Origin of the sequence: Bradyrhizobium sp. RDM12 (assembly GCF_051917485.1) — a bacterium.
GTDB lineage: Bacteria > Pseudomonadota > Alphaproteobacteria > Rhizobiales > Xanthobacteraceae > Bradyrhizobium.
Window position 1 is genome coordinate 3,038,184 of sequence record NZ_CM133064.1, and the last position, 22,466, is coordinate 3,060,649.

General features: G+C 64.2%; 26 protein-coding genes and 4 pseudogenes. 12 read left to right on the plus strand and 18 right to left on the minus strand.

Annotated features, from left to right (window positions below; all coding sequences use genetic code 11):
- Positions 1 to 468: 468 nt before the first annotated feature.
- Complete coding sequence (locus ACTGJ9_RS14735) at positions 469 to 1,311, minus strand: AAA family ATPase (protein WP_456677632.1); 843 nt, start codon at positions 1,309 to 1,311, stop codon at positions 469 to 471.
- 93 nt (positions 1,312 to 1,404) lie between these two features.
- Positions 1,405 to 1,650 (minus strand): GlsB/YeaQ/YmgE family stress response membrane protein, encoded by a 246-nt coding sequence (locus ACTGJ9_RS14740; RefSeq protein ID WP_148750602.1) that lies wholly within the window; start codon positions 1,648 to 1,650, stop codon positions 1,405 to 1,407.
- A gap of 123 nt (positions 1,651 to 1,773) precedes the next feature.
- On the opposite strand from ACTGJ9_RS14740, the pseudogene ACTGJ9_RS14745 reads away from it, so the two are divergent.
- From ACTGJ9_RS14745 to sseA, 3 genes and pseudogenes are all read left to right on the plus strand, one after another.
- Positions 1,774 to 2,940 (plus strand): annotated as a pseudogene (locus ACTGJ9_RS14745) (vWA domain-containing protein); the annotation flags it as partial.
- 41 nt (positions 2,941 to 2,981) lie between these two features.
- A pseudogene (locus tag ACTGJ9_RS14750) lies at positions 2,982 to 3,389 on the plus strand (rhodanese-like domain-containing protein); the annotation flags it as partial.
- Positions 3,390 to 3,599: 210 nt separating this feature from the next.
- Complete coding sequence (sseA, locus tag ACTGJ9_RS14755; protein ID WP_456677633.1) at positions 3,600 to 4,451, plus strand: 3-mercaptopyruvate sulfurtransferase; 852 nt, start codon at positions 3,600 to 3,602, stop codon at positions 4,449 to 4,451.
- A 2-nt stretch (positions 4,452 to 4,453) separates the two neighbouring features.
- Here the strand turns inward: sseA and ACTGJ9_RS14760 are convergent, their stop codons facing one another.
- The gene (locus ACTGJ9_RS14760) at positions 4,454 to 5,233 is read right to left on the minus strand and encodes a hypothetical protein (RefSeq protein WP_456677634.1); all 780 of its coding nucleotides are present in this window, start codon (positions 5,231 to 5,233) and stop codon (positions 4,454 to 4,456) included.
- Positions 5,234 to 5,598: 365 nt separating this feature from the next.
- On the opposite strand from ACTGJ9_RS14760, the pseudogene ACTGJ9_RS14765 reads away from it, so the two are divergent.
- Positions 5,599 to 6,776: pseudogene (locus tag ACTGJ9_RS14765) on the plus strand (L,D-transpeptidase).
- A 144-nt stretch (positions 6,777 to 6,920) separates the two neighbouring features.
- Positions 6,921 to 7,889, plus strand: a complete 969-nt coding sequence (locus tag ACTGJ9_RS14770; RefSeq protein WP_456677635.1) for an NAD-dependent epimerase/dehydratase family protein — start codon at positions 6,921 to 6,923, stop codon at positions 7,887 to 7,889.
- Between the two features lie 4 nt (positions 7,890 to 7,893).
- On the opposite strand, the gene ACTGJ9_RS14775 is transcribed toward ACTGJ9_RS14770, so the two are convergent.
- Both ACTGJ9_RS14775 and ACTGJ9_RS14780 read right to left on the minus strand, forming a co-directional pair.
- Positions 7,894 to 8,856 (minus strand): D-2-hydroxyacid dehydrogenase family protein, encoded by a 963-nt coding sequence (locus ACTGJ9_RS14775; protein WP_456677636.1) that lies wholly within the window; start codon positions 8,854 to 8,856, stop codon positions 7,894 to 7,896.
- A 135-nt stretch (positions 8,857 to 8,991) separates the two neighbouring features.
- Positions 8,992 to 9,207 carry a hypothetical protein gene (locus ACTGJ9_RS14780; protein WP_456677637.1) on the minus strand — a complete coding sequence of 72 codons (216 nt, stop codon included), beginning with the start codon at positions 9,205 to 9,207 and terminating at the stop codon, positions 8,992 to 8,994.
- A 232-nt stretch (positions 9,208 to 9,439) separates the two neighbouring features.
- Here ACTGJ9_RS14780 and ettA point away from each other — a divergent pair, with 232 nt between their 5' ends.
- Together ettA and ACTGJ9_RS14790 are read left to right on the plus strand one after the other, a co-directional pair.
- Entirely contained in the window at positions 9,440 to 11,089 is a 1,650-nt protein-coding gene (ettA, locus tag ACTGJ9_RS14785; RefSeq protein WP_456677638.1) for an energy-dependent translational throttle protein EttA, read from the plus strand.
- A gap of 7 nt (positions 11,090 to 11,096) precedes the next feature.
- Positions 11,097 to 12,323 (plus strand): lytic murein transglycosylase, encoded by a 1,227-nt coding sequence (locus ACTGJ9_RS14790; RefSeq protein WP_456677639.1) that lies wholly within the window; start codon positions 11,097 to 11,099, stop codon positions 12,321 to 12,323.
- Between the two features lie 83 nt (positions 12,324 to 12,406).
- On the opposite strand, the gene ACTGJ9_RS14795 is transcribed toward ACTGJ9_RS14790, so the two are convergent.
- The 3 genes from ACTGJ9_RS14795 to ACTGJ9_RS14805 all read right to left on the minus strand — a co-directional run bounded on the left by ACTGJ9_RS14795 (position 12,407) and on the right by ACTGJ9_RS14805 (position 13,729).
- Positions 12,407 to 12,691 carry a hypothetical protein gene (locus tag ACTGJ9_RS14795; RefSeq protein ID WP_456677640.1) on the minus strand — a complete coding sequence of 95 codons (285 nt, stop codon included), beginning with the start codon at positions 12,689 to 12,691 and terminating at the stop codon, positions 12,407 to 12,409.
- Positions 12,692 to 12,931: 240 nt separating this feature from the next.
- Positions 12,932 to 13,270, minus strand: coding sequence for a hypothetical protein (locus ACTGJ9_RS14800; protein WP_456677641.1), 339 nt, complete (start codon positions 13,268 to 13,270; stop codon positions 12,932 to 12,934).
- A 297-nt stretch (positions 13,271 to 13,567) separates the two neighbouring features.
- On the minus strand, positions 13,568 to 13,729 hold the full coding sequence (locus ACTGJ9_RS14805) for a hypothetical protein (RefSeq protein WP_456677642.1): 162 nt from the start codon (positions 13,727 to 13,729) through the stop codon (positions 13,568 to 13,570).
- Between ACTGJ9_RS14805 and ACTGJ9_RS14810 the strand changes: the two genes are divergently transcribed.
- Both ACTGJ9_RS14810 and bfr read left to right on the plus strand, forming a co-directional pair.
- Positions 13,728 to 14,000, plus strand: a complete 273-nt coding sequence (locus tag ACTGJ9_RS14810) for a (2Fe-2S)-binding protein (RefSeq protein ID WP_456677643.1) — start codon at positions 13,728 to 13,730, stop codon at positions 13,998 to 14,000. The two genes, ACTGJ9_RS14805 and ACTGJ9_RS14810, sit on opposite strands and share 2 nt — an antisense overlap.
- A 132-nt stretch (positions 14,001 to 14,132) precedes the next feature.
- A complete protein-coding gene (bfr, locus tag ACTGJ9_RS14815) occupies positions 14,133 to 14,621 on the plus strand; it encodes a bacterioferritin (protein ID WP_148750586.1) in 489 nt (162 codons plus the stop codon).
- A gap of 61 nt (positions 14,622 to 14,682) precedes the next feature.
- Here bfr and ACTGJ9_RS14820 read toward each other — a convergent pair whose 3' ends face one another.
- The 3 genes and pseudogenes from ACTGJ9_RS14820 to ACTGJ9_RS14830 form a co-directional block, all read right to left on the minus strand.
- Complete coding sequence (locus tag ACTGJ9_RS14820; protein WP_456678526.1) at positions 14,683 to 15,285, minus strand: MSMEG_1061 family FMN-dependent PPOX-type flavoprotein; 603 nt, start codon at positions 15,283 to 15,285, stop codon at positions 14,683 to 14,685.
- A gap of 76 nt (positions 15,286 to 15,361) precedes the next feature.
- Positions 15,362 to 15,706 (minus strand): hypothetical protein, encoded by a 345-nt coding sequence (locus ACTGJ9_RS14825; protein WP_456677644.1) that lies wholly within the window; start codon positions 15,704 to 15,706, stop codon positions 15,362 to 15,364.
- Positions 15,707 to 15,924: 218 nt separating this feature from the next.
- Positions 15,925 to 16,359: pseudogene (locus tag ACTGJ9_RS14830) on the minus strand (alpha/beta fold hydrolase); the annotation flags it as partial.
- 127 nt (positions 16,360 to 16,486) lie between these two features.
- On the opposite strand from ACTGJ9_RS14830, the gene ACTGJ9_RS14835 reads away from it, so the two are divergent.
- Positions 16,487 to 16,753, plus strand: coding sequence for a DUF2277 domain-containing protein (locus tag ACTGJ9_RS14835; protein ID WP_456677645.1), 267 nt, complete (start codon positions 16,487 to 16,489; stop codon positions 16,751 to 16,753).
- A gap of 63 nt (positions 16,754 to 16,816) precedes the next feature.
- On the opposite strand, the gene ACTGJ9_RS14840 is transcribed toward ACTGJ9_RS14835, so the two are convergent.
- The 3 genes from ACTGJ9_RS14840 to ACTGJ9_RS14850 form a co-directional block, all read right to left on the minus strand.
- Positions 16,817 to 17,332 carry a collagen-like protein gene (locus ACTGJ9_RS14840; protein ID WP_456677646.1) on the minus strand — a complete coding sequence of 172 codons (516 nt, stop codon included), beginning with the start codon at positions 17,330 to 17,332 and terminating at the stop codon, positions 16,817 to 16,819.
- Between the two features lie 123 nt (positions 17,333 to 17,455).
- Complete coding sequence (locus ACTGJ9_RS14845; RefSeq protein ID WP_456677647.1) at positions 17,456 to 17,704, minus strand: helix-turn-helix domain-containing protein; 249 nt, start codon at positions 17,702 to 17,704, stop codon at positions 17,456 to 17,458.
- Positions 17,705 to 17,905: 201 nt separating this feature from the next.
- The gene (locus ACTGJ9_RS14850; protein ID WP_456677648.1) at positions 17,906 to 18,673 is read right to left on the minus strand and encodes an SDR family NAD(P)-dependent oxidoreductase; all 768 of its coding nucleotides are present in this window, start codon (positions 18,671 to 18,673) and stop codon (positions 17,906 to 17,908) included.
- A gap of 111 nt (positions 18,674 to 18,784) precedes the next feature.
- On the opposite strand from ACTGJ9_RS14850, the gene ACTGJ9_RS14855 reads away from it, so the two are divergent.
- On the plus strand, positions 18,785 to 19,270 hold the full coding sequence (locus ACTGJ9_RS14855) for a J domain-containing protein (protein ID WP_456677649.1): 486 nt from the start codon (positions 18,785 to 18,787) through the stop codon (positions 19,268 to 19,270).
- 277 nt (positions 19,271 to 19,547) lie between these two features.
- Here the strand turns inward: ACTGJ9_RS14855 and ACTGJ9_RS14860 are convergent, their stop codons facing one another.
- The 3 genes from ACTGJ9_RS14860 to ACTGJ9_RS14870 form a co-directional block, all read right to left on the minus strand.
- A complete protein-coding gene (locus ACTGJ9_RS14860) occupies positions 19,548 to 19,799 on the minus strand; it encodes a hypothetical protein (protein WP_456677650.1) in 252 nt (83 codons plus the stop codon).
- Positions 19,800 to 20,018: 219 nt separating this feature from the next.
- Positions 20,019 to 20,279 carry a hypothetical protein gene (locus tag ACTGJ9_RS14865; protein WP_456677651.1) on the minus strand — a complete coding sequence of 87 codons (261 nt, stop codon included), beginning with the start codon at positions 20,277 to 20,279 and terminating at the stop codon, positions 20,019 to 20,021.
- 119 nt (positions 20,280 to 20,398) lie between these two features.
- On the minus strand, positions 20,399 to 20,785 hold the full coding sequence (locus ACTGJ9_RS14870; RefSeq protein WP_456677652.1) for a RidA family protein: 387 nt from the start codon (positions 20,783 to 20,785) through the stop codon (positions 20,399 to 20,401).
- Between the two features lie 447 nt (positions 20,786 to 21,232).
- On the opposite strand from ACTGJ9_RS14870, the gene ACTGJ9_RS14875 reads away from it, so the two are divergent.
- A complete protein-coding gene (locus tag ACTGJ9_RS14875; protein ID WP_456677653.1) occupies positions 21,233 to 21,667 on the plus strand; it encodes a hypothetical protein in 435 nt (144 codons plus the stop codon).
- Between the two features lie 104 nt (positions 21,668 to 21,771).
- Here the strand turns inward: ACTGJ9_RS14875 and ACTGJ9_RS14880 are convergent, their stop codons facing one another.
- Positions 21,772 to 22,464 (minus strand): glutathione S-transferase family protein, encoded by a 693-nt coding sequence (locus tag ACTGJ9_RS14880; RefSeq protein ID WP_456677654.1) that lies wholly within the window; start codon positions 22,462 to 22,464, stop codon positions 21,772 to 21,774.
- Positions 22,465 to 22,466: the final 2 nt, after the last annotated feature.

The window sequence follows — 22,466 nt, forward strand, 5'->3', positions numbered from 1 at the left end:
ACCCTGAGATCGCTGAACCATAAGGAGGAGTTCGCCCGCGGCCTCCCGACCACACAAGCCTGATGGCGTGCTCGATCACGTCAAGGTCAAGCCGCTGCGCGGCGGCTCTAACGAGCCGACCTTGACGCGATCTCCGCGCGCCATCCGAAACATCCCGCGGTCGGGACGAAGAGCTGGCCTGCAATCGAACAAAGAGCTGAACAACCGCCTTGACACACCTAATCCCCATGTGAGCAATCCAGAATCCGTCCGCGCAGAGATTCTGGATTGCTTCGCTGCGCTCGCAATGACGAGCTGAGAGAGCGGTGCGTCACACCTCGCTCTCGTGCCCCGGACGCAGCGCAGCGCTTCTTCAGCGGTGCTCTGCAGAGCCGGGGCCCATATCTCCGAGCAATCCGTGTCGTCTCCTGGCTCCCGGCTCTACGCAGCAACGCTTGGGCGTTGCAGCGCATCCGGGACACGAGAAACTCACACTTCCCGTCTGCTCAGAAACGCCAGCCGCTCGAACAGATGCACGTCCTGCTCGTTCTTCAGCAGCGCGCCGTGCAGCGGCGGAATCAGTTTGCGCGGGTCGCGCTCGCGCAGTTGCTCGACGCTCATGTCTTCGTTGAGCAGCAGCTTGAGCCAGTCGAGCAGCTCCGAGGTCGAGGGCTTCTTCTTCAGGCCGGGCACCTCGCGGACCTCGAAGAAGATGCGCAGCGCTTCCTCGACCAGGCGCTTCTTGATACCGGGAAAGTGGACGTCGACGATGCGGCCCATCGTGTCGGCGTCGGGGAACTTGATATAATGGAAGAAGCAGCGGCGCAGGAAAGCGTCGGGCAGCTCCTTCTCGTTGTTGGAGGTGATCATCATGATCGGTCGCTGCTTCGCCTTGATCGTCTCGCCGGTCTCGTAGACGTGGAATTCCATCCGGTCGAGCTCGAGCAGCAAATCGTTCGGGAATTCGATGTCGGCCTTGTCGATCTCGTCGATCAGCAGGACCGGGCGCTGCTCGGCCGCGAAGGCATCCCACAGCTTGCCGCGCTTGATGTAGTTCTTGATATCGGAGACTCTGCTACCGCCGAGCTGGCTGTCGCGCAGGCGCGACACCGCGTCGTATTCGTAGAGGCCCTGCTGCGCCTTGGTGGTGGACTTGATGTGCCAGGTCAGAAGCGGCGCGTTCAGCGCTTTCGCCACTTCCTCCGCCAGCACCGTCTTGCCGGTGCCGGGCTCGCCCTTGATGAGCAGCGGGCGCTCCAGCACGATCGAGGCATTGACGGCGACCTTGAGATCGTCGGTCGCAACATAGTCCTTGGTGCCGGTAAATTTCATCGCGCGTCCTTGTTGGTCGTCGTCCCAGGCATCGCCCTGGTCCAACAAACGGAACGGCCGCTCATGGCGGCCGTTCCTGGTTCGGTCAGGCTTTCAGACCCGTTTTATCAGCGAAAGGATGACGAGCACAATCACTGCGCCGACTGTGGCGTCAATGATGGCGCCCAGCGTGCCCGTGGCCAGCGCGATGCCGAGTTGGGGCAGCACCCAGCCCGCCACCAGCGCGCCGATGATGCCGACGACGATGTTGCCGATCAGCCCAAATCCCGCCCCGTGGACAATTTTTCCGGCAAGCCAGCCGGCGATCGCGCCAATGATGAGCGCTGCGAGAATACCCATTGCAAACGTCCCCAAAACAACCCTGAGAGGCGGTCAATTCTAGAGCAAAAAGCCCACCGGTCCAGCGTGCAGCGCCGGTCTCGGCCCCTTGACGTTCGCCCCCCGACGGGCAATCTGTCACCCATGTTCCTGCAATTCTTTACGTCTCTGCGCGATGCGCAGGTCCCCGTGACGCTGCGCGAATACCTCACGCTGATCGAGGCGCTCGACGCTGATCTGTCGGACTATTCGGTCGAGAATTTCTACTATCTGTCGCGCACCTCATTGGTGAAGGACGAGCGCAACCTCGACAAGTTCGACCGCGTCTTCGGCACGGTGTTCAAGGGGCTGGAGAGCCTGCTCGACGCCATGGAGAAGGCCGAGATCCCCGAGGAGTGGCTGAAGAAGCTTGCCGAGAAATACCTCTCCGAGGAAGAGAAGAAGCAGATTGAGGCCATGGGCTGGGACAAGCTCATGGAGACCTTGAAGAAGCGGCTCGAGGAGCAGAAGGGCCGGCACCAGGGCGGCTCGAAATGGATCGGCACCGCCGGCACCTCGCCTTTCGGCGCGCACGGTTACAATCCCGAGGGCGTTCGTATCGGCCAGGAGAAGAACCGCAACAACCGTGCCGTGAAGGTGTGGGACAAGCGCGAGTTCAAAGACCTCGACGGCAATGTCGAGCTCGGCATCCGCAACATCAAGGTGGCGCTGCGGCGCCTGCGCAAGTTCGCGCGCACCGGTGCGCCGGACGAACTCGATCTCGATACCACCATTCGCGAGACCGCCAATCACGGCTATCTCGACGTTCACATGCGCCCCGAGCGGCGCAATGCGGTGAAGCTCTTGGTGTTCTTCGATATCGGCGGCTCCATGGATCTGCATATCGAGCAGGTCGAGGAGCTGTTCTCGGCGGCGAAGAGCGAGTTCAAGCACATGGAGTATTTCTACTTCCACAACTGCCTCTATGAAGGCGTGTGGAAGCAGAACAAGCGCCGCTTCACCGACCGCACGCCGACCTGGGACGTGCTGCACAAATATCCGCACGACTACAAGGTCGTGTTCGTCGGCGACGCCTCGATGTCGCCTTACGAGATCATGGTGCCCGGCGGCTCGGTCGAGCACGTCAACGAGGAGCCCGGCTCGGTCTGGCTCGACCGCATCATCCGCACCTATCCGCACACGGTGTGGCTGAATCCGGTCGCGCAGAAGCACTGGGACTATTCGGAATCGACCACCATCATCAAACGCATCTTCGCCAACCGCATGTTCCCGATCACGATCGAAGGACTTGAAGGAGCGATGAAGGAATTGACGCACCAGTTGCACGCGCGGCCGACAAGAGGGAGAACCACATGCCCCAAAACATCACCCGCGGCATCAAGGCGCTGATCGACGAGGCCAATGCCGAGATCGAGACGCTCAACGCCAAGGACGCCATCGAGATCTCGAAGAACGGCGAGGTCGTCATCGTCGACATCCGCGACCCCCGCGAGATCGAGCGCGACGGCCGCATCCCCGGCGCGTTCTCCTGCACGCGCGGCATGCTCGAGTTCTGGATCGATCCGCAGAGCCCCTACGCAAAGCCGATCTTCCAGGAAGACAAGAAGTTCGTCTTCCACTGCGCCGGTGGCCTGCGCTCCGCCCTCGCGGCCAAGACCGCAAAGGACATGGGCCTGAAGCCGGTCGCCCACATCGCCGGCGGCTACGCCGCCTGGCGCGACGCCGGTGGCCCGACGGAGCAGTGGGAGCCGAAGAAGAAGGGTGTGAGGTGCTTCGCATGGTTCGGATCTCCGGCGTCATTCCCCACGAAGGCGGGGAATCCAGTACGCCGCGGCCTCTCGGCTCAATCACAACCGCCTCTGGAATACTCGATCGCCCGGTCAAGCCGGGCGATGACAGCGGAGTTTGACGCGCGCCGCTTCAATCTCGCTCGTGCTGCGCACGCCCCGGAATGACAAGGAAAATGCCGCATGACCACCGACCCCCTCGTCTCCACCGAATGGCTCGCCGTCCACATCAAGGACCCCAACGTCAAGGTGCTCGACGCCAGCTTCAAGCTGCCGGGCGTGCTGCCGCTGCCGAAGGATGACTATCTCGCCGCGCATCTGCCGGGGGCCGCGTTCTTCGACGTCGATGCGGTCTCGGATCATTCCAATCCACTGCCGCACATGTATCCGAGCGCCGAACAGTTCGGCCGTGATATCGGCAATCTCGGTATCTCCAATGCCGATACCGTCGTGCTCTACGATGCCGGCGGCTGGGTCGCCGCACCGCGCGCATGGTGGATGTTCCTGACTTTCGGCCACAGCAATGTCCGCATCCTCAATGGTGGTCTGAAGAAGTGGCGCGCCGAGGGGCGTCCGGTCGAGAGCGGCGAGGTGAAGCCGAAGCCGGCAAGCTTCAAGGCGAGTTACGATCCCAAGCGCGTGCGCAGCATGCAGCAGCTGATCGCCAATATCGAAAGCCGCACCGAGCAGGTGATCGACGCCCGTGCCGCCGATCGTTTCGAAGGCCGCGCCCCCGAACCGCGCGCGGGCATCCGCTCCGGTCATATTCCCGGTGCGCGCAACGTGCCTTACAATCAGCTGTTCGATGCCGCGACCGGCACGATGAAGCCGCTCGACGAGCTCCGCGCGGCCTTCAGGGGCGCCGGCGTCAAGCTCGATGCGCCGATCGTGACGAGCTGCGGCTCCGGCGTCTCGGCCGGCGTGCTGACGCTCGCGCTCTATCGCCTCGGGATTACCGACACCGCGCTCTATGACGGCTCATGGTCGGAATGGGGCCAGGAGAAAGGCCCGCCGATCGCGACGGGGCCGGCCTGAGGTCAGCGCGTGCGCGTTGCGGTCGTGGCGAGCGTCTGCGGCTGCTGGCCGAACGGATCGAGTGCCTGCTGCAGCTGCTGAGGCGGCGGGCGCCGCACGATGCGGTGACGCTTCTTCGGCTTGTGCGCACGCGGCTTGCTCGCTTGCGTCGCGCTGCCGGCCTTGGACTTCGCCGGCGCGAGCTCGTTCAGCGCCGCCATTCTGGCCGCTGCTATGTCGCTCACGCGCGATGCCAGCGCGGGCGTTGCGGTGCGCGGCACGTCGGTGGCGCTCATCGACGGGGCCGGCGACGTCGTGGCGATGGGAGCCGTCGTGTCGGCCAGCGAGAGTGTGTCGGCGGGCGCAGGAGCCGCGGCCTGGATCTCGGCTTGCTCAGGGGCTGGTACCTCGGTGGGCGGAGCCGGCTCTGCAGGCGGGGCGACGACGACCTGAGGCTCGAGCTGGGGCTCAGATTGGGCTTGGGCCTCGAGTGTCACTGCGGCCATCTGCTCAGGCGCGATCTCGACCGCGGGCAGACCGATGCTCGGAACCTGGTCCTGCATTGCGGGCGCCGCCTCGTTGGTGTCAGCCGCGACCGGCTCCACGCGGAGCGCCGCGAGCACCGGCTGGGCCGGCTCGGAGGCTTGCGCGAACACCTGCTCCTGCGGGCCATTCCGCCAGGACGGGTTGCTGACATACTGCTCATGGCTCGCCCGCAGCAGTGAGGCGGCTCCCAGGCCGAACACCAGGATAGAGGCAGACAGCAGGATCGCGGCGAGCAGGAAGCGAAGGCCGGGAAGCATTGACAGGTTACGAATTTCCGCCCCGGCGGCTGGCCAGGGCCCATGAGCCATCTGAACGCGGTGACGGTACTGATTGCCGCGCTCGCCACGCTGGATCCGAGCTCAAATCGGTGGCGAATCAGGCTGATTCGACCATATCGCAACGTCTCCGTGCCGTTCCGTAAAAATTGGAGCTGATGACTTCGCCGATCTACGGCGTGATGCGATTTCCATCCCCGTGATGCAACGGAGCAACTGTGTGCGATTGCATCACAAATCGCTTCATCAGGCACAAATCAGCCGGCTATGTCTTGAATGTGCCGCGATCTTCGGTCATGTGGCCGTTAACGGCTCGGATGGGGCCTGGGGGCTATACAAGAGCGATGATGATCAAGCATTTTCTGACGATATGCGCTGCCGCAACAGTCGCTGCGGCGGGAACCTCGTTCGCACAGGCCCAGAGCTACCCGGTTCAGCAGGCGCCGAGCTACGGCGCTCCGGCCGAATATCGGCCCGGCGACCGCACCCCCAGTTTCGACGCGCTGGAAGATGACGACGACGCGATGCCGCAGGCCTCGCTGCCGCCGCCGGGTCCGGCTGACGATCCGCGTTACGGCCGTCCGGCCGGCGCTCCCCGGTCTATTCGGCTGCTCCGCCGCAGGGTCCGGTGATGTCGCCGGATGATCCGCGTTACGGCCGTCCGGCTGGCGCTCCGCCGGTCTATTCCGCCGCCCCGCCGCAGGGCCCGGTGATGTCACCCGATGATCCCCGCTACGGCCGCCCCGCCGGTCCGCCCGCGGTGATTTATGCCGACCGTCCGGGCCAGGCGCCCGGCAATGATGGCATGCGTCCGCCGGAAGCTGTCGGTGGTCCGGCCGCGACCGGCGCGGTCTCGCCGCAGCCCGGTGCAGATGGCCGGCCGATGTCGGTGGCGTCACTGCCGCCCGAGGAGCAGCCTGATGCGGCACCGGCGCAGCTGGCGCCGAACCTGCGGCGCCAGGAAGTCGCGTTCCAGACCAAGGAGCCGGCTGGCACCATCGTGGTCGATACTCCGCACACCTACCTCTATTACGTCCTCGGCAATGGCCGCGCGATCCGCTACGGCGTCCGCGTCGGCCGCGACGGCTTCACCTGGACCGGCGTGCAGAAGATCACCCGCAAGGCGGAGTGGCCGGACTGGCATCCGCCGGCGGAGATGATCGAGCGCCAGCCCTATCTGCCGCGCTTCATGGCCGGCGGCGAAGGCAATCCGCTCGGCGCCCGCGCCATGTATCTCGGCTCGACCGTCTACCGCATCCACGGCACCAACCAGCCCTCGACGATCGGCAAGTTCGTCTCCTCCGGTTGTATCGGCATGCTGAACGAGGACGTCTCGGATCTGTTCGACCGCGCCAAGGTCGGCACCCGCGTGGTGGTGATGCCGGGTAGTCCGCCGGCCGGCACCGCGACCGCATCCGCCGCGCCTGCGCCCGGTCCCGCTCCGATGGCTGCTCAGGCCGGTCCGGTCCCGGGCACGCAGCCGACGGTGGTGCCGCCGCTGCCCGCGCCGGTCACCGTGCGCTAACTATCGGCCGCAAAATTGATCTGACTGCGGCGCGTGCACTTCGGTCACGCGCCGTAGTCATTTGTCGCGCGCTTCCTGCGCACTTGAACGGCTCCGCAGCTCGATTACGTCCCAATGGGATTGCAACGAATCGAGGAGCACACGATGCGCATCTTTGTTGCGGGCGCGACCGGCGCGGTCGGGCAGCACCTTGTTCCGGCGCTGGTCGCCGCGGGTCATTCCGTGACTGGCACGACACGCAGCGCGGCAAAAACAAACCTCGTGCGTCGATTGGGCGCGGAGCCCGTCGTCGCCGACGGTCTCGATGCCGACAGCATGCGCGCGGCGGTCATTGCGGCAAAGCCCGAAATGGTCATCCACCAGATGACGGAACTCGCGGCCGCCACGGATCTGCGCCATTTCGATCGGGCTTTCGCGCGAACCAACGAGCTCCGAACGCGCGGAATCGATATTCTGCTCGCCGCCGCGCGCGAGGCCGGCGCCAGGCGCTTCATCGCGCAAAGCTTCTGTGGCTGGACCTTCAGCCGCACCGGGGGAGCGGTGAAGGCCGAGACCGATGAACTCGACCCGAATCCACCGCAAGAGCTGCGACACACGCTTGAGGCAATCCAGTATCTGGAGCGAACCGTCACTGCGTCAACGGCGCCGGAAGGCATCGTGCTGCGCTATGGATTCTTCTATGGAGCTGGTACCGGCACGCTCTCGGCGGCGATGATCGACCAGTTGCGGCACCGGCGGGTGCCGGTGATCGGCCATGGCGCCGGCACGTGGTCGTTCATTCACACCGAGGATGCCGCCTCTGCCACGCTTGCCGCGGTCGAACGCGGACGTGCCGGCGAGATCTATAACATCGTCGACGACCATCCGGCGCAGGTGAAGGACTGGCTGCCCGCGCTGGCCGAACTGCTTGGTGCCAAGCCGCCCCTCCACATTCCTGCGTGGCTCGGGCGCCTGCTTGCCGGCGAGCATATGGTTGCGATGATGACAGAGGTGCGCGGGGCATCCAACGCCAAGGCGAAGCGCGAACTCGGCTGGCTGCCGGCGCATGCCTCCTGGCGCGACGGTTTTGCCGATGCGGCGTTACAGCCCACCAGGCATCGCTCGGCGGCCTGAGGCATCAGGCGGGCCGTCGCGGCGGCTCGCTGCCTCTCGTCCAGGCGTCGATCGCTTCGACCATCTGCCCGTAATGGATACGCAGGCCATCCTCGGTCGCGTAGCCGAGATGCGGCGTCAGCACGACATTGTCGAGCTTGCGGAAGGGGTGGTCGACCGGCAGCGGCTCGACCGAGAACACGTCGATGCCGGCGCCGGCGATCTTGCGCTGCTGCAAGGCCTCGAGCAGCGCCTGCTCGTCCACGATCGGCCCGCGCGCAGTGTTGACGAGAAAGGCGGTCGGCTTCATCCGGGCGAGGTCGGCGCGGCCGACGAGGCCGCGTGAGCGCTCGCTCAGCACCACGTGGATGGTGACGATATCGGCCCTGGCGAACAGTTCCTCCTTGGTGGCGTAGCCGACGCCGGCCGCCGCGCACTTCTCCGGCGTGAGGTTCGGGCTCCAGGCGATCACGTTCATGCCGAAGGCCTTGGCGATGCCGGCCATCTTGGTGCCGAGCTTGCCCAGTCCGACGACGCCGAGCGTGAGGCCCTCGATCTCGACGCCGGCAAAAGTCTGCCAGGGCTCGCCGGCATGCATGCGCGCATTCTCGCGGCCGATGCCGCGGGTCAGTTCCAGGATCAGGCCCATGGTGAGCGGCGCGGTCGGATCGCGGGAATATTGCGTGCCGCCGATGGCGACGCCGCGCGCCTTCGCGGCCTCCATGTCGATCGCGGCATTGCGCATGCCGGAGGTGAGCAGCAGCTTCAGCTTCGGCAGGCGCTCGAACAGGCTCTTCGGAAACGCAGTGCGCTCACGCATCGCGCAGACGATCTCGAAATCGGCCAGCGCGCTGGCTGCAGCCTGCTCCGAGGTGAAGGAATGGTTGAATACGGTGACGTCGACGCGGTCGGACAGTTTCGCCCAGTCGGCGACGTCGAGGGCGAGGTTGAAATAGTCGTCGAGAATTGCACAGCGCAGCTGTGTCATCAGCGTTCATCCATGGCGAGAGGTGGCGGCATCGCCACCGTCGGAACCGCGTCATGGTTGCGCGCAATCATGCCTGCGTGCAAGCAGTCCGGGACTTCAAAAATCCGTAGGCAAAATCCGAGCGGGAGCCGCGGCTCAGAGCTTGCGGGGCTTCAGCCGGATCGGCGCATCCATACCGTGCTTGGCACGCCAGGCGGGCCCAGGGCCGCGCATGTAGTGCAGTTCGGGCCGGTAGGGGTTGAACGCCGTCGCGAAAAAGCGCTTCCAGAAACCCTTGATCTCCGCGACGAGCGCGGAGGAGCGGCCGGCTTGTGCCGGAACAGGAAGGGAATGGGTCTCGATCAGAGCCATGATGGGCCTCGCTGTGCTCTCCGTTCATTCTGAGCGGGTGGCGCTGTTTCCGCGCGAAACCGAGCTTTGGCCTGATTGATTAAAAGATAGTTTCAATTGTCCGGAATGGGGCCGGATGGTGTCTGCCGAGTATTCATCCGTGGTGAACGGAGGGAAAACATTGCCCTTTGGGGGCGGGATCGCTACATCGGCAGCAAGCAAATATCCTCAAATTGAAGGTTTCACGGGACCGATGGCGCGCCAATTTGTCTACTTCATGGACGGCCTGACCAAGAGCTACCCGACCCGCAAGGTGCTCGACAACATCCGCCTGAGCTTTTACCCGGACGCCAAGATCGGCGTTCTCGGCGTCAACGGCTCCGGTAAGTCGACCCTGCTCAAGATCATGGCGGGCCTCGACAAGGAGTACACCGGCGAGGCCTGGGTCGCCGAGGGCGCGCGCGTCGGCTATCTCGAGCAGGAGCCGCAGCTCGATCCGAAGCTGTCCGTACGCGAGAACGTCATGCTGGGCGTCGCCAAGCAGAAGGCCATCCTCGATCGCTACAACGAGCTGGCGATGAATTATTCCGAGGAGACCGCCGACGAAATGACCAAGCTGCAGGACGAGATCGAGGCCCAGGGCCTCTGGGATCTCGACAGCAAGGTCGACCAGGCGATGGATGCGCTGCGCTGCCCGCCCGACGATGCCGATGTGACGAAGCTCTCGGGCGGTGAACGCCGCCGCGTTGCTTTGTGCCGCTTGCTGCTCGACCAGCCCGAGCTTTTGCTGCTGGACGAACCGACCAACCATCTGGACGCCGAGTCGGTGTCGTGGCTCGAAGGCCATCTGCGCAGCTATCCCGGCGCGATTCTGATCGTCACCCACGATCGCTACTTCCTCGACAACGTCACGAGCTGGATTCTCGAGCTCGACCGCGGCAAGGGCATTCCCTACGAGGGCAACTATTCGTCCTGGCTGGTGCAGAAGCAGAAGCGGCTCGAGCAGGAAGGCCGCGAGGATGCCGCGCACCAGAAGACGATTGCACGCGAGCAGGAATGGGTGGCCTCGTCGCCGAAGGCCCGCCAGGCCAAGTCTAAGGCCCGCTATCAGCGCTATGAGGATCTGCTCAAGCAGGCGAGCGAGAAGCAGACCCAGACCGCGCAGATCATCATCCCCGTCGCCGAACGCCTCGGTGCCAACGTGGTCGATTTCGAAGCTATCAGCAAAGGCTACGGCGATCGCCTGCTGATCGACGATCTCACCTTCAAGCTGCCGCCCGGCGGCATTGTCGGCGTGATCGGCGCCAACGGCGCCGGCAAGACCACGCTGTTCAGGATGATTACCAAGCAGGAGCAGCCGGACAAGGGCACTATCACGGTCGGCGAGACCGTGCACCTCGGTTATGTCGACCAGTCGCGCGACGCGCTCGATGGCAGCAAGAACGTGTGGGAGGAGATTTCCGGCGGCAACGAGCTGATCCTGCTCGGCAAGAAGGAAGTGAACTCGCGCGGCTATTGCTCGTCATTCAACTTCAAGGGCGCCGACCAGCAGAAGAAGGTCGGCGCGCTCTCGGGCGGTGAACGCAACCGCGTGCATCTCGCCAAGATGCTGAAGTCCGGCGCCAACGTGCTGCTGCTCGACGAACCGACCAACGACCTCGACGTCGACACGCTGCGCGCGCTCGAAGAGGCGCTGGAAGATTTTGCCGGCTGCGCCGTCATCATCAGCCATGATCGCTGGTTCCTCGACCGCATCGCGACCCACATCCTGGCCTTCGAAGGCGACAGCCACGTCGAATGGTTCGAAGGCAACTTCCAGGACTACGAGAAGGACAAGATGCGCCGGCTCGGCCAGGACAGCGTCATTCCGCACCGCGTGAAGTACAAGAAACTGACGCGGTGATGGCGTGATGATACGGCGGACGCTCATCGCTGCGGTGATTGTGGTCACCTGCGGCTGGTCGTCAGCCCACGCCGCCGACGCTGCCTTCACGCAGTTCATCGCCTCGCTCTGGCCGGAAGCGCAACAGGCCGGCATCTCGCGCGCGACGTTCGACGAGCAGACGCGCGGGCTCGAGCCGGATTACAAGCTGCCTGATCTGATCCTGCCCGGGCGGCCCGCGACCGGCGCGCCGTCGCAGGCCGAGTTCGTGCAGGTGCCGGCGGACTATGTCAGGGAAGGCTCGATTGCGAATCTCGCGGGCGAGGGGCAGCGGTTGCTGCAGAAATACAACGCCGCGCTGACGAAGATCGAGAAGAATTCCGGCGTGCCCGCCACCGTGATGCTCGCGATCTGGGGCCGCGAGACCGATTACGGCCGCTACACGCTGCCTTACGATCTCGTCCGCGTGCTGGCGACGCAGGCCTATGTCGGCCGACGCAAGGACACCTATCGCAACGAGTTCATCCTCTCGCTGAAGATCCTCGGCGAGGGCGTGGTAACGCGCAAGGACATGCGCTCGTCCTGGGCCGGCGCCACCGGGCTCACGCAGTTCCTGCCGTCCGAGTATTACAAGCACGGCGTCGATTTCGACGGCGACGGCCGCATCGATATCTGGCACTCGGTGCCGGACGCGCTGGCCTCGGCCGCGCAGCAGCTTGTCAACAAGGGCTGGCAAAACGGCGTGCGCTGGGCCTATGAGGTGAAGGCACCGGCGAAGGTCGACTGCACCATCGGCGTGCCCAAGGTGACGAAGCCGATCGGCCAATGGCTGCGTGAAGGCTTTGTGCCGGTGCGCGGCGAGGGGCTCAGCGAGGCCGAGCTGGCGCAGCCGGCATCACTGCTGCAGCCGGAAGGCATCTATGGTCCGGCGTTCCTGACCACGAAGAACTACTTCGTCATCAAGGAATACAATTTCTCCGACCTCTATGTGCTGTTCGTCGGTCATCTCAGCGACCGCATGACGAGCCCGCTCCCGTTCGCGACGCCATGGTCCGCGTCGAAGCAATTGCGCACCAAGGACGTCGAGACGATGCAGCGCGGGCTGACGCGCGCCGGGCTCTACAAGGACAAGATCGACGGCAAGGCCGGCATGCAGACGCGTGCAGCGCTTGGCGCCTATCAGAAGTCGGCCGGGCTCAAGGTCGATTGCTGGCCGAGCGAAGAGGTGCTGCGTTCGATCCAGGCGGCGCGCTAACAACGCCGCCAAATAAGAAAAAGCCCGGCCGTTGGTCTCGGCCGGGCTTCGATCGCGGCGCTTAAGCAGGCCTTGCGATCAGATCAGTAGCAGACGCGAACCGGGCGAACGGTCCAGCCGTAACCATCCCAATAGCGCTGCCGCTGCCAGTAGCAGGGCGGGGGCGGCGGGCCGGGCTCGGCCACGTACACCGGTCCGCCGTAAGCCGGACGGCTCGACGCGATGGCGCCGCCGATGATCGCCCCGCCGAGCAGGCCGGCCGCGATGCCGACACCGACGCCGTCATGGGCCTGCGCGGACGGAGCGGCGGTCACCAGCGAACCGGCGATCGTCGCAACCGTGAGGGCGGCAACAATAGTCTTCTTCATGCTCTTGGCTCTCCCGGGAGATGGACGCACCTAGTTAGGAGCGTCCGGGTTTGAAAGGTTCACGCACACTCTAATGGAATTGGCCTTGCAGCTAGGAAGCGCGCAAATGGTCAATCCACGGTAAACGCACACAGAGCTGTGACGAGAAAAAGCGGTCTTTTTCAGGCCCGGAGATGAACGGCGCATCCGTAGTGAACCGGCTCAACTCGGTCGACTGATTCGAACCGGCTCTAACGCGCCTCAGCCACAGACTCGGACGCGACGGACGCGCCAAGCGTAGCCGTCCCAGAAGCGCTGCTTCTGCCAGACACAGCCATCGCCGTAGTAGTCGTCGGCGACGTAGCCCGGGCCCGGCGCGTAGTAGTGGGGCGGATAGTAGCCGGGGCCGTAACCCGGGCCATACGCGTAGCCCGATCCTGGTCCATAATAATACGGGGAGGCCAGTGCGCCTCCGACGATGGCGCCGCCGATGATCCCGGCGGCGACGCCGGCAGCGACACCACGCTGGGCATGGGCCGGTGTCCCTGCAGCGAAAACCAGGGTGGCGGCGGCAGCTACTGCCAGAAGCGACTTCTTCATTGGGGTGACCTTTCACAGCGAACGCGGAACTCTTGCGGCCAAAGTTCCATATTTCGTTTGAACGATCAATGAACGGCGCATTGGCCGGGTGCGACCCAACGCCCTGATCGCCGTCGCGGCCGTCGGTGTGGTCGGTTATGCGAATGGGGCGCGTCTCGCTCGGAAGCTGGTTCTCCGGCGACAGTTCCGCAAGCTTAACGGACAGCGGTAGCTGCTCCGCGAGCGATAGCGGCGGGGGTGGAGATTGCGGAGGCGGGGGCGATGGTGGGGCAGGTGGGAGCAGCGACTAGGTCCTCTTCAGGCATCATCTTGATTCAGCGCAACTCTCTTATTTAGAGCCGTTCTAGGCTGTTTCGGGGCCAGTTTGGAATAGCTTGAAATACCGGCTTTTCCTTTTGCATCCGGACGGCTCCTTAAATATCGATGATGGCGCATCACCGAAGGGCCTACCGCTTCCATGATCGTTTGTTCCTGTAACGTGCTGAGCGATGACGACATCCGCGCCGCCGTCGCCGAGTCCGACGATGCCGTGCGTCATGCCAAGCAGGTCTATGGATGCCTCGGCTGCAGTGCAGAATGCGGCCGCTGCGCCCGCACCATCAAGACCATCATCGATGAAGCGCTGGGCCCCTGTGCCCAGTCCTGCTGCTCCGGTTGCCCGCACAGCCACACCGTGGCGGCCAATGACGAGACGGCTCAGCCCGCTGAGTTCGCTCTCGCAGCCTGCTGAAGACTTCCGCAAATTTGGCTGAGCTTTCCCCGGCCGGGTCTCAGTCGCCGGTTGCCCTTGTCCGTGAACTCATTTAGAAGCATTCTAAACTCGGTTTAGGACCGGTTTGGACTGCAAGAGCTGGAGTGAACCATGCAGGGCGACGCGAAAGTTATCGACTATCTCAACAAGGCGCTGCGTCACGAACTGACTGCGATCAACCAGTACTGGCTGCACTACCGCTTCCTCGACAATTGGGGCCTCCGCGACATGGCCAAGGTCTGGCGCAAGGAATCTATCGAGGAGATGGAGCACGCCGACAAGCTCACTGAGCGGATTCTGTTCTTCGACGGTTTCCCGAACATGCAGGTGCTCGATCCGCTGCGCATCGGTCAGAACGTCAAGGAGATCATCGAGTGCGATCTCGCCGCCGAGATGAGCGCGCGGGCGCTCTACCAGGAAGCGGCGACCTACTGCCACAGCGTCAAGGACTATGTCACGCGCGACCTGTTCGAGAAGCTGATGAGCGACGAGGAGCACCATATCGACTTCCTCGAAACCCAGCTCGACCTGATCGGCCGTATCGGCCTCGAACTCTATACCCAGAAGCACGTCGGCGGGCTCGAGGGCGAGGGGCACTAAGCTCCGGCGTCAGCCGCGCACTCCAGCGTCGTCTCGCCGAAGGCCGCGACGACGCTGTGATCTAGAGCTGCGTCTTGTAGCGCTCTTCCACGATCTCCTGGCTCTCCGGCTCGCCGAGGCTGGTCTGGTCGTGGATGACCTGGCTGATGCTGGGCATCACCGAACGCTGCACCTTCTCCGGTGCCCAGAGCTTTGAGCGCATCAGCGCCTTGCCGCAGTGGAAATAGACTTCGCTGACAGCGACGCTCAGCACCGCGCGCGGCGGTTTGCCGAACTCGACCATCGAAGCGAGCAGATCCGGGGCGGCTGACAGCGTGCCGCGTCCACCGACGCGCAGCGTCTCGTCGATCCCCGGCACGAAGAACAGCAGATGCACGAAGCCCGAGCCTTCGACGACATTGCGGAAACTGTCGATGCGGTTGTTGCCGGCACGGTCGGGCATCAGCAGTTGATTGGGGCCGGCGACGTGGACGAAGCCGATCCCGCCGCCGCGCGGCGAGGCGTCGACGCTGCCGTCGGTGCCTGATGTCGCGAGCACGCAGAACGGCGACATTTCGATGAACTTCTTCGCATGCACGTCGATCGCGGGACGCGCCTTCGCAATCACGCGTGGGGTCGGCTTCGCATAGATCGTGGCGAGGTCTTCGGCGCAGAGATCGGTCAACGGCATGCCTCCGGATGAGTTCGGCGTCAAACTACCCGATCGGGGCATGTCCGCCAACGATATCCATCTTAAGACGTTAAACCGCGTCGGCGGGCACGAAGCAACTGATGATAATGGTGCCGCGGTGGTGGACGTACCACACCACGGCCTGACCGACCCGATTGCCGCGATCACGGATGATGGCGCGGTCGGGCACCTCCATCCATTGTCCCTCGATAGGAACCCAATACGTGCCTTTGCGCACGTCGTAGTCGGTGCGATGGCCATCGGAGATGTCGCAGCAAGGTATGCCGTTCGGCGCGATTACACTCTTGAACCAAGCGCGGATGTCGGGCGAAACGTTGTCGTATTGGCCGTTATCGAACGCGAACGCGGCGCCCGTCATCGCGGCGAGCCAAACGCACAGCGCAAGCCTGTGCATGCGATCCTCCTTATCGCGTGTCGATTCGTATCGTTCACGCGATTAAGCCCGAGCCGTCAGGTCATTGCATGCTCAAATAACATGCGGCGCTGAGGCGCCGCATATGATGCGTTGCGATATCGAGGCAGATCTGACGATGCCTACATCGTGCGCTGCGGCGCGGTTTGCAACAATTGCCGAACCTGCTCGCTGTAGAATTTTGCGTTGCCGGTGGTGCCGTGGCCGCCGCCGAGGCCTTCGGTCACGAGGCGATGCTGCGCCTCGACCATGTCGTCGTAATTGTATTTCGGAAAGCTCGTCTTCATGCCGTCCGACGGCTTTGACGATTTGCCGTGCCCGATCGCGTCGGGAATGATGATGTAATATTTGGATGCATCGAGCGGCTGTCCGGCGCCGAACAGCTCGCCGGCGAAGGCGGGTGTCAGCATGCTCGCGCCCGAGCCGCCGGTGCCGTGCAGCACCAGAACCGGTTGTCCGGTCGGTTCACCGACGGTGGTGTAATGCAGCTTCAGCTCCGGCATGACCTCGCCGGTGTGGAACTTGAAAGCCTTGGCGATCCAATCGCCCTGTTTCGGCGCCGGATAGTCGGCGGCGAATGCCGATGTCGAGATGCACAGCAAAACGGCCGACAGCGCCGCGCAAGAAACTTTCATGTTTATATCCCATGTGCGGCTCATGGTTCGCGGCCGCGTTGGCATGGATCTTAGCAGAAGTGTCGGGAAAGATGTAGGATTTCGGCTCCGCCGATCGTCTTATGAGGAAATCATCAGGAGAGACTGCATGTGCCGCAACATCAAGACGCTGTTCAATTTCGAGCCGCCCGCGACCGAGGACGAGATCCATGCCAGCGCGCTTCAGTTCGTGCGAAAACTCTCCGGGTTCAACAAGCCGTCGCAGGCCAATGAGGCGGCATTCGACCGCGCGGTCGCCGAGGTCTCGGAGGCTGCGCGAAGACTGCTGACGTCGTTGCACACCCATGCACCGACGCGCGACCGAGAGGTCGAGGCGGAGAAAGCGAAGGAACGTTCGCGGCTGCGCTTCGGTTAGCGGTTCCGCCCAAGCACATGGGCATGCTACCGCGGCGTGAGGATCAGGCGAAGTAGGCGCCTGCTAGTCCTTGTGGCCGCGCTTCTTTCTTTTCTTCTTTTTCTTGTGGTCGTCGCCTTCGGCTTCGTCGCTCTCGGCCTCGTCATCGGAGGATGCATCGTCCGCCTCGTGCACGGCGGCCTCTAACGCGGCGCGCTCCGCGGCCTCCCGCTCGCGCTGGCGGCGACGTTCGTCCCAGGCGTCGAACAGTTGCTCCAGCCACGGCAGCACCTGCTCGATCGACGGCAATTGCCCGGGCGGACCGGCTTCGCCGCGCGGCCCTTGAGGGCCGGCGGGGCCTTGCGGACCCACGGCGCCCTGCGGTCCGGCTGCGCCCCGCGCGCCGGCTTCGCCCGGCAGACCGGCCTTGCCCTGCGCACCGGCCTTTCCGGCCAGTCCCGGCTTGCCCTGCGGTCCCGGCTTGCCGCGTGCGCCGTCGGGGCCCCGCTTGCCCGGATGACCCTGCGGCCCCGGCCGTCCCGGCTCGCCCTGCCGTCCGCGCGGACCCTGAGGTCCCTGCCGTCGCTGATCATCTGCCACGCCGCTGCTCCTTCTGCGCACGCAAGCTACTTAGCGGCGTTTGGCGACAGCAGCAATTGCGCCCGCGCAGCAATGCCGGGTTTGGTCAACATCAATCGGCGCAGCGGGGCGCGGCCTCGCGCGTCAATCGTGATACGCCGGCACCTCGATGCCGGAGGCCGCGTACAGCCTGATCTTGTTGCGCAGCGTGCGCACCGACAGGCCGAGCACGCGCGAGGCACGCGTGCGATTGCCGTCGCAGCGCGCGAGCGTCTGGAGCACGAGCTCGCGCTCGACTTCTCCCACGGTCGAGCCGATCAGCAGTGGAACGATCTCGTTGGGTGCAAGGAATTGCGCGCCCTGCTCGGGCGCCGCGACATGAACAGTGGTCATCAACACACTCCCCGATCAACGCCCGCTTCCATCGTTGGAAGCGGATCGAGAACAAACGACCCCCAAGCCGTAGATCTACGGTGGGCGGGTTTGGTTAATGAAGGGTTAATTGCTAAACGGGCGCATCAATTGACCTTGGGAATGCCGCCGTGCCGCCGCGATTGGCACGAGATGCATAGCGATGCGGACCGACTTCGTATCTCACACCGCGCGATATCCGCCGTCGACCATTACGATCGTTCCCGTGACGTAGGATGACAGGTCCGAGGCGAGGAAGATCGCGGGGCCGACGATGTCCTCGGGCTTGCCGGTGCGGGCGAGCGGAGTGTGGTCGACGAAGGCCTGCACCAATGCGGGATTGGTCGCGCGCACATTGGCGTTGATGTTGGTCTCGATGAAACCCGGGCCGATCGCGTTGACGCGCACGCCTTCCTTGCCGAGCTCGACCGCGAGCGCCTTGGTGAAGCCGAGCACGCCGTGCTTCGAGGTGGTGTACGCCGCCGAGCTCGGCGTGCGCAGATGCACGAAAGACTGGATCGAGCCGATATTGACGATGCGGCCCTTGCTGGCGCGCAACGGCGTGAGGAAGGCCTGCGTCGTGTTGAAGACGCCGTTGAGGTTGAGCGAAATGATGTCGTTCCAGTCCTTTGCGACCGTCTCGGGCTCCGCGGTGAAGGCATTGCGGCGGGTGATGCCGGCATTGTTGACGAGGATCGTGACCTGTCCGACCTTGTCGGCGACGGTCTTTGCCAGCGCGAAGCAATCCTCGCGCCTGGTCACGTCGAGCGCAAAGCTCTCGGCCTTGCCGCCGGCCGTGCGGATCTCCTGGGCGGCCTCCGCGATCGTGTCGGCATTCACGTCGAGAAGCACGACCTGCGCGCCCTCGCGCGCATAGCCGGCGGCAATCGCCCGGCCGATGCCGGAACCGGCACCCGTGACGACAGCGATGTGGTTTGCAAGCAATGCCATGACATTTTCCTCCCGGATTCGTTTCTAAGTTTCATGAAAGGCTAACTCGAAATTAAGGGGTCGGAAACGGCCGCCTTGGCATACTCGTCTCCATTGCTAAACGTTGCGCGCATGATGGAACGACTCGAATCCTGGAAATTGGCGCTCGAGCGCCTGCGGTCGGCAGAATTCGCCGACTGGGCCGAGGCGGGGCGGCTGGTGGCCGAGATCGTGCGGATGAGCAGCGATGCCACGCTGCGGCAGGCCGCCGAGCAGGCGCTGCCCGTGCTGCGCCAGGCCGCGGACAATGACGATCACGGCATCACGCTGGCCGCCCGGCGCCGCGTCGGCGTGATCATCGATGTCGTCCATGATCTGACCGCACCGCGCTTCGGCCGCCGCAATGCCGCGCCGAAGAAATTGTCCAGCGAGGATCGCGCCCGCAAGATGCTGGGTCTGCCGCTGGCCGTGCAGCTCACTTGCGACGACATCAACCAGGCCTATCGCCGCGCCGCCAAGGGCATGCATCCCGACCAGGGCGGCAGCGCGCAGGCCTTCATCGATCTCAGCTCCGCGCGCGACATTCTCATTCATCCCGGTGCGCACAAGGACGCGTGAGGGCGCTCAGCTCTTATTGACGCAGCTCGGATAGGGCGCGGCTTCGCCCGGCATGATCGGGCAGAGATCGATCGGGCTCAGATCGCGCAGGCGGGCCCCCAGCGGTCGTCGTTGACCGGCGGCTCGATCGCGGCGAGCAGCAGCGAAGCGGTGACAGCAGCAAGCGTCGTCGTCCGTGCGCGCATCGACCTGCTCCAATAATCCGGGTTAAAAAAAGACCGGGCAAGGATGCTGGCATCGCATCCTTGCCCGGCCCTGTCGTCCGCAGATCGAATTCTTACCAGCTGCAGCGACCGGCCTTCAACGCGTGATCCTTCAGGGCGAGCGCGTCGAGGAGGGTCGGCACGGACGCACTGGCGCGATGATAGCCGGCCGGCCACGGGGTGGTCGGAAGGCTCTCGTCCCAGATCTGACACATGCCGCTGTCTTGCCAGCGGATCAGATGATAGCCGGCTTCGGCCGGGCTCGCGGCGACGAAGGCGGCAGCGGCGAGACCGGCGGCAGCGCACAGCATGGAAATACGACGCATGGATCAGCTCCTCAAATTGAAAGATGTGATGCGCCTCCCGACAATGACGGGGAGGGGTGCGGGGCGCTTCTCAGCCTGCGCCACGAACAAGATGTGAGTAGTTCCGTGTGCTGATCAGGTTCAAAGCGCGCGCGCCGGAAATGGCGGCAATCGCCAGCCAAAAAAGAAGAGGGCGGGCTGCTCGCGCAACCCGCCCTCGAACTGGATCGGCCGATCGGCTCAGAGCGTGCAGCGGCGCTCGGCGCGCAGCTTGATCTGGAGCTCGGAGGCCTGCGTGAAGGTCGGGACCGGTTTGCTGACGGCCTTGTAGGTCGACGCGCCCCACTGGAACGGCTTGTAGCGGAGATCCTCGTTCCAGACCTGGCAGATGCCGGTGTTGTCCCAGCGGATCACGTAATAGCCAGCGGCTGCCGAGGCCGGCACGGCGAACACGGACGAGGCGATGCCGGCAATTGCACAAAGGGCGAAAACGCGACGCATGAAAAATCTCCTGATGGGAACGTGACCGGAGACTGGTGCGGCAAAACTGCGCAGCTTGCAAGCCGCAGCGCGGCCGATCACGGATATGTCAGGCCGCTCCCGGTTAACTCAGCGTCGGACTATCCCTTCGCCAGCGAGGCCACCGCCTCGATCTCGATCAGCATCTTCGGATCGGGCAGCGCCTGCACCACGCAGGTGGTGCGTGCAGGAAAGGGCGGCGGGCCGAACGCGCCGGCATAGAGCGCATTCATCGCGGCAACATCCGAGGCGCGGGTCAGGAGCACGTTGACCTTGACGAGGTCGCGCATCGTGGCGCCGGCCTCGTCGAGCACGCGCTTCATGTTGACGACGACATTGGCGAACTGCGCCTCGAAGCCGTCAGGCAATGCACCGTTCGCGTCGAAGCCGGGAATGCCGGAGACGAACAAGAGGTCGCCGACGCGGGTCGCGAAGGAGAGCGGCGGCGCCTTGATATGCGGCGGGGGCGCGAAATGCTGGATCGGCATGAGGACCTCGGATGCAATGGTGATGGCTTTCGCAGGAAGCGTGGCCGTTGTTCAGAGTGTGCTCCAACAGAAAGCGCGAAAACAACCCCATGCACAGTAGAAATCATTGGATTTCGGGAATGCAGAAAATATCGCTTGACCCGTCGGGCAAAACACCGGCAGGATGGCAGGGTGGAAATGGCGTCGGTGCGCGCGCCCTCGAGCGTCAAACTCCGCTGTCATGCTCCGGCTTGACCGGGGCATCCAGGACGCCGCGGCTTCTCGGCTCAATCACAACGGCCTCTGGACTACTGGATCGCCCGGTCGAGTGCCGGGCGATGACAGCTTAATTCATCGCGGCACCTCGCACGTCACGCACCATCCCATCATGTTGCCGCCGCGATCAATCGGGTAGATTGCAGCATCTGATTCGTATTCCCCTTGAAAAATAGCCCCCGGAGACGCCCCATGAAGATTGCTTCCACTTTGCGTGCCGCGCTCGTCGCCATTGCCGCGCTGGCCGGCCTCTCGACCGCGGCGCAGGCCGATGGCGGCACCGTGGTGCTGACGATCTACAAGGCGGGCTGGATCATCGGTGGTTCGGGCGGCTCGGGCGTGCTGAACTTCCGCGGCCGCTCCTATTCGCTCTCGACCGGCGGGCTCGATTACGGGCTCGTCTTCGGCGGCTCCAAGACCGTGCTGCGCGGCCGCGTCTCCAACATCAACCGGCCCTCCGATGTCGCCGGCGTCTACGGTGCTGCCGGTGCCGGCCTCGCGGTGGGCCGCGGCGCCCGCGCCATCGTGCTCACCAACCAGAAGGGTGCGGTGCTGGAGCTGTCGGGTTACCAGACCGGCCTGATGGCGAATGCGGATCTGAGCGGGCTCGCGATCACGATGCGGTAGGGCGGGCTGCATCAACATCGTCATTGCGAGCGCAGCGAAGCGGTCCAGAATCCCACCGTGGAAGACTCTGGATTGCTTCGCTGCGCTCGCAATGACGGAACGGATTACGCGCTCACCATCGCATGAACCCGTTCGCAATGCGCGACGAGATTCTTCTGCGCATCGACGAACGCCTTCAGCGGCGTCGGAATTGGATAATAATAGATATTCGCGATAAAGCCGTAGATGCCGGCATCTACGCTGGTCGGCCGCTCGCCATCCACAAAACCGTTAGCGGGCACGATCTCGGCCAGCACCTGCAAGTCAGCTAACCCGCGCGCGTAAGCTTGCTCGGGCGCGTAGCGGCCGATGCCCTGGTAGTGGTAGCGCTGCGCATTATAGGCCTTTGCCTTCTCGAAGCCGGCGGTGTCGATCTGCGGATGCTGGGCGATGAAGCCGTCGCGAAACGCGGGATAATAACGCTCGTCCTTCCAGCGCGAATAGGACATCACCCAGTAGAGATCGTCGAGCATGCGCGTGACGAAATGATGGGTGCGGCGCTGCGCAGGCGACAGCGCGGCATCGATGGTCAGGTGATACTTTGCGATAGCGTGCGCGATGATCGTCTCGCTGTCGCCGATGGTCTCGCCGTCGTCGAGGACGTAAGGCAGCTGCCCGCGCGGTGCGGTGGAGGCGTCAAACACGTGCTCGTGCACGAACGGAACGCCGGCGAGCTTCAGGAAGGAATAGACCTTGAGCCCATAGCCGTTGTTGTCGGCGACGCCGAACAATTGCGGGTAGGAGTAGAGGGTCAGCATGC

Bases quoted from the DNA above. Each gene is read 5' to 3' on its own strand.
- ACTGJ9_RS14735 (WP_456677632.1), bottom strand. From the start codon at position 1,311: ATGAAATTTACCGGCACCAAGGACTATGTTGCGACCGACGATCTCAAG.
- ACTGJ9_RS14740 (WP_148750602.1), bottom strand. From the start codon at position 1,650: ATGGGTATTCTCGCAGCGCTCATCATTGGCGCGATCGCCGGCTGGCTT.
- sseA (WP_456677633.1), top strand. From the start codon at position 3,600: ATGACCACCGACCCCCTCGTCTCCACCGAATGGCTCGCCGTCCACATC.
- ACTGJ9_RS14760 (WP_456677634.1), bottom strand. From the start codon at position 5,233: ATGCTTCCCGGCCTTCGCTTCCTGCTCGCCGCGATCCTGCTGTCTGCC.
- ACTGJ9_RS14770 (WP_456677635.1), top strand. From the start codon at position 6,921: ATGCGCATCTTTGTTGCGGGCGCGACCGGCGCGGTCGGGCAGCACCTT.
- ACTGJ9_RS14775 (WP_456677636.1), bottom strand. From the start codon at position 8,856: ATGACACAGCTGCGCTGTGCAATTCTCGACGACTATTTCAACCTCGCC.
- ACTGJ9_RS14780 (WP_456677637.1), bottom strand. From the start codon at position 9,207: ATGGCTCTGATCGAGACCCATTCCCTTCCTGTTCCGGCACAAGCCGGC.
- ettA (WP_456677638.1), top strand. From the start codon at position 9,440: ATGGCGCGCCAATTTGTCTACTTCATGGACGGCCTGACCAAGAGCTAC.
- ACTGJ9_RS14790 (WP_456677639.1), top strand. From the start codon at position 11,097: ATGATACGGCGGACGCTCATCGCTGCGGTGATTGTGGTCACCTGCGGC.
- ACTGJ9_RS14795 (WP_456677640.1), bottom strand. From the start codon at position 12,691: ATGAAGAAGACTATTGTTGCCGCCCTCACGGTTGCGACGATCGCCGGT.
- ACTGJ9_RS14800 (WP_456677641.1), bottom strand. From the start codon at position 13,270: ATGAAGAAGTCGCTTCTGGCAGTAGCTGCCGCCGCCACCCTGGTTTTC.
- ACTGJ9_RS14810 (WP_456677643.1), top strand. From the start codon at position 13,728: ATGATCGTTTGTTCCTGTAACGTGCTGAGCGATGACGACATCCGCGCC.
- ACTGJ9_RS14805 (WP_456677642.1), bottom strand. From the start codon at position 13,729: ATGGAAGCGGTAGGCCCTTCGGTGATGCGCCATCATCGATATTTAAGG.
- bfr (WP_148750586.1), top strand. From the start codon at position 14,133: ATGCAGGGCGACGCGAAAGTTATCGACTATCTCAACAAGGCGCTGCGT.
- ACTGJ9_RS14825 (WP_456677644.1), bottom strand. From the start codon at position 15,706: ATGCACAGGCTTGCGCTGTGCGTTTGGCTCGCCGCGATGACGGGCGCC.
- ACTGJ9_RS14835 (WP_456677645.1), top strand. From the start codon at position 16,487: ATGTGCCGCAACATCAAGACGCTGTTCAATTTCGAGCCGCCCGCGACC.
- ACTGJ9_RS14845 (WP_456677647.1), bottom strand. From the start codon at position 17,704: ATGACCACTGTTCATGTCGCGGCGCCCGAGCAGGGCGCGCAATTCCTT.
- ACTGJ9_RS14850 (WP_456677648.1), bottom strand. From the start codon at position 18,673: ATGGCATTGCTTGCAAACCACATCGCTGTCGTCACGGGTGCCGGTTCC.
- ACTGJ9_RS14855 (WP_456677649.1), top strand. From the start codon at position 18,785: ATGATGGAACGACTCGAATCCTGGAAATTGGCGCTCGAGCGCCTGCGG.
- ACTGJ9_RS14860 (WP_456677650.1), bottom strand. From the start codon at position 19,799: ATGCGTCGTATTTCCATGCTGTGCGCTGCCGCCGGTCTCGCCGCTGCC.
- ACTGJ9_RS14865 (WP_456677651.1), bottom strand. From the start codon at position 20,279: ATGCGTCGCGTTTTCGCCCTTTGTGCAATTGCCGGCATCGCCTCGTCC.
- ACTGJ9_RS14870 (WP_456677652.1), bottom strand. From the start codon at position 20,785: ATGCCGATCCAGCATTTCGCGCCCCCGCCGCATATCAAGGCGCCGCCG.
- ACTGJ9_RS14875 (WP_456677653.1), top strand. From the start codon at position 21,233: ATGAAGATTGCTTCCACTTTGCGTGCCGCGCTCGTCGCCATTGCCGCG.
- ACTGJ9_RS14880 (WP_456677654.1), bottom strand. From the start codon at position 22,464: ATGCTGACCCTCTACTCCTACCCGCAATTGTTCGGCGTCGCCGACAAC.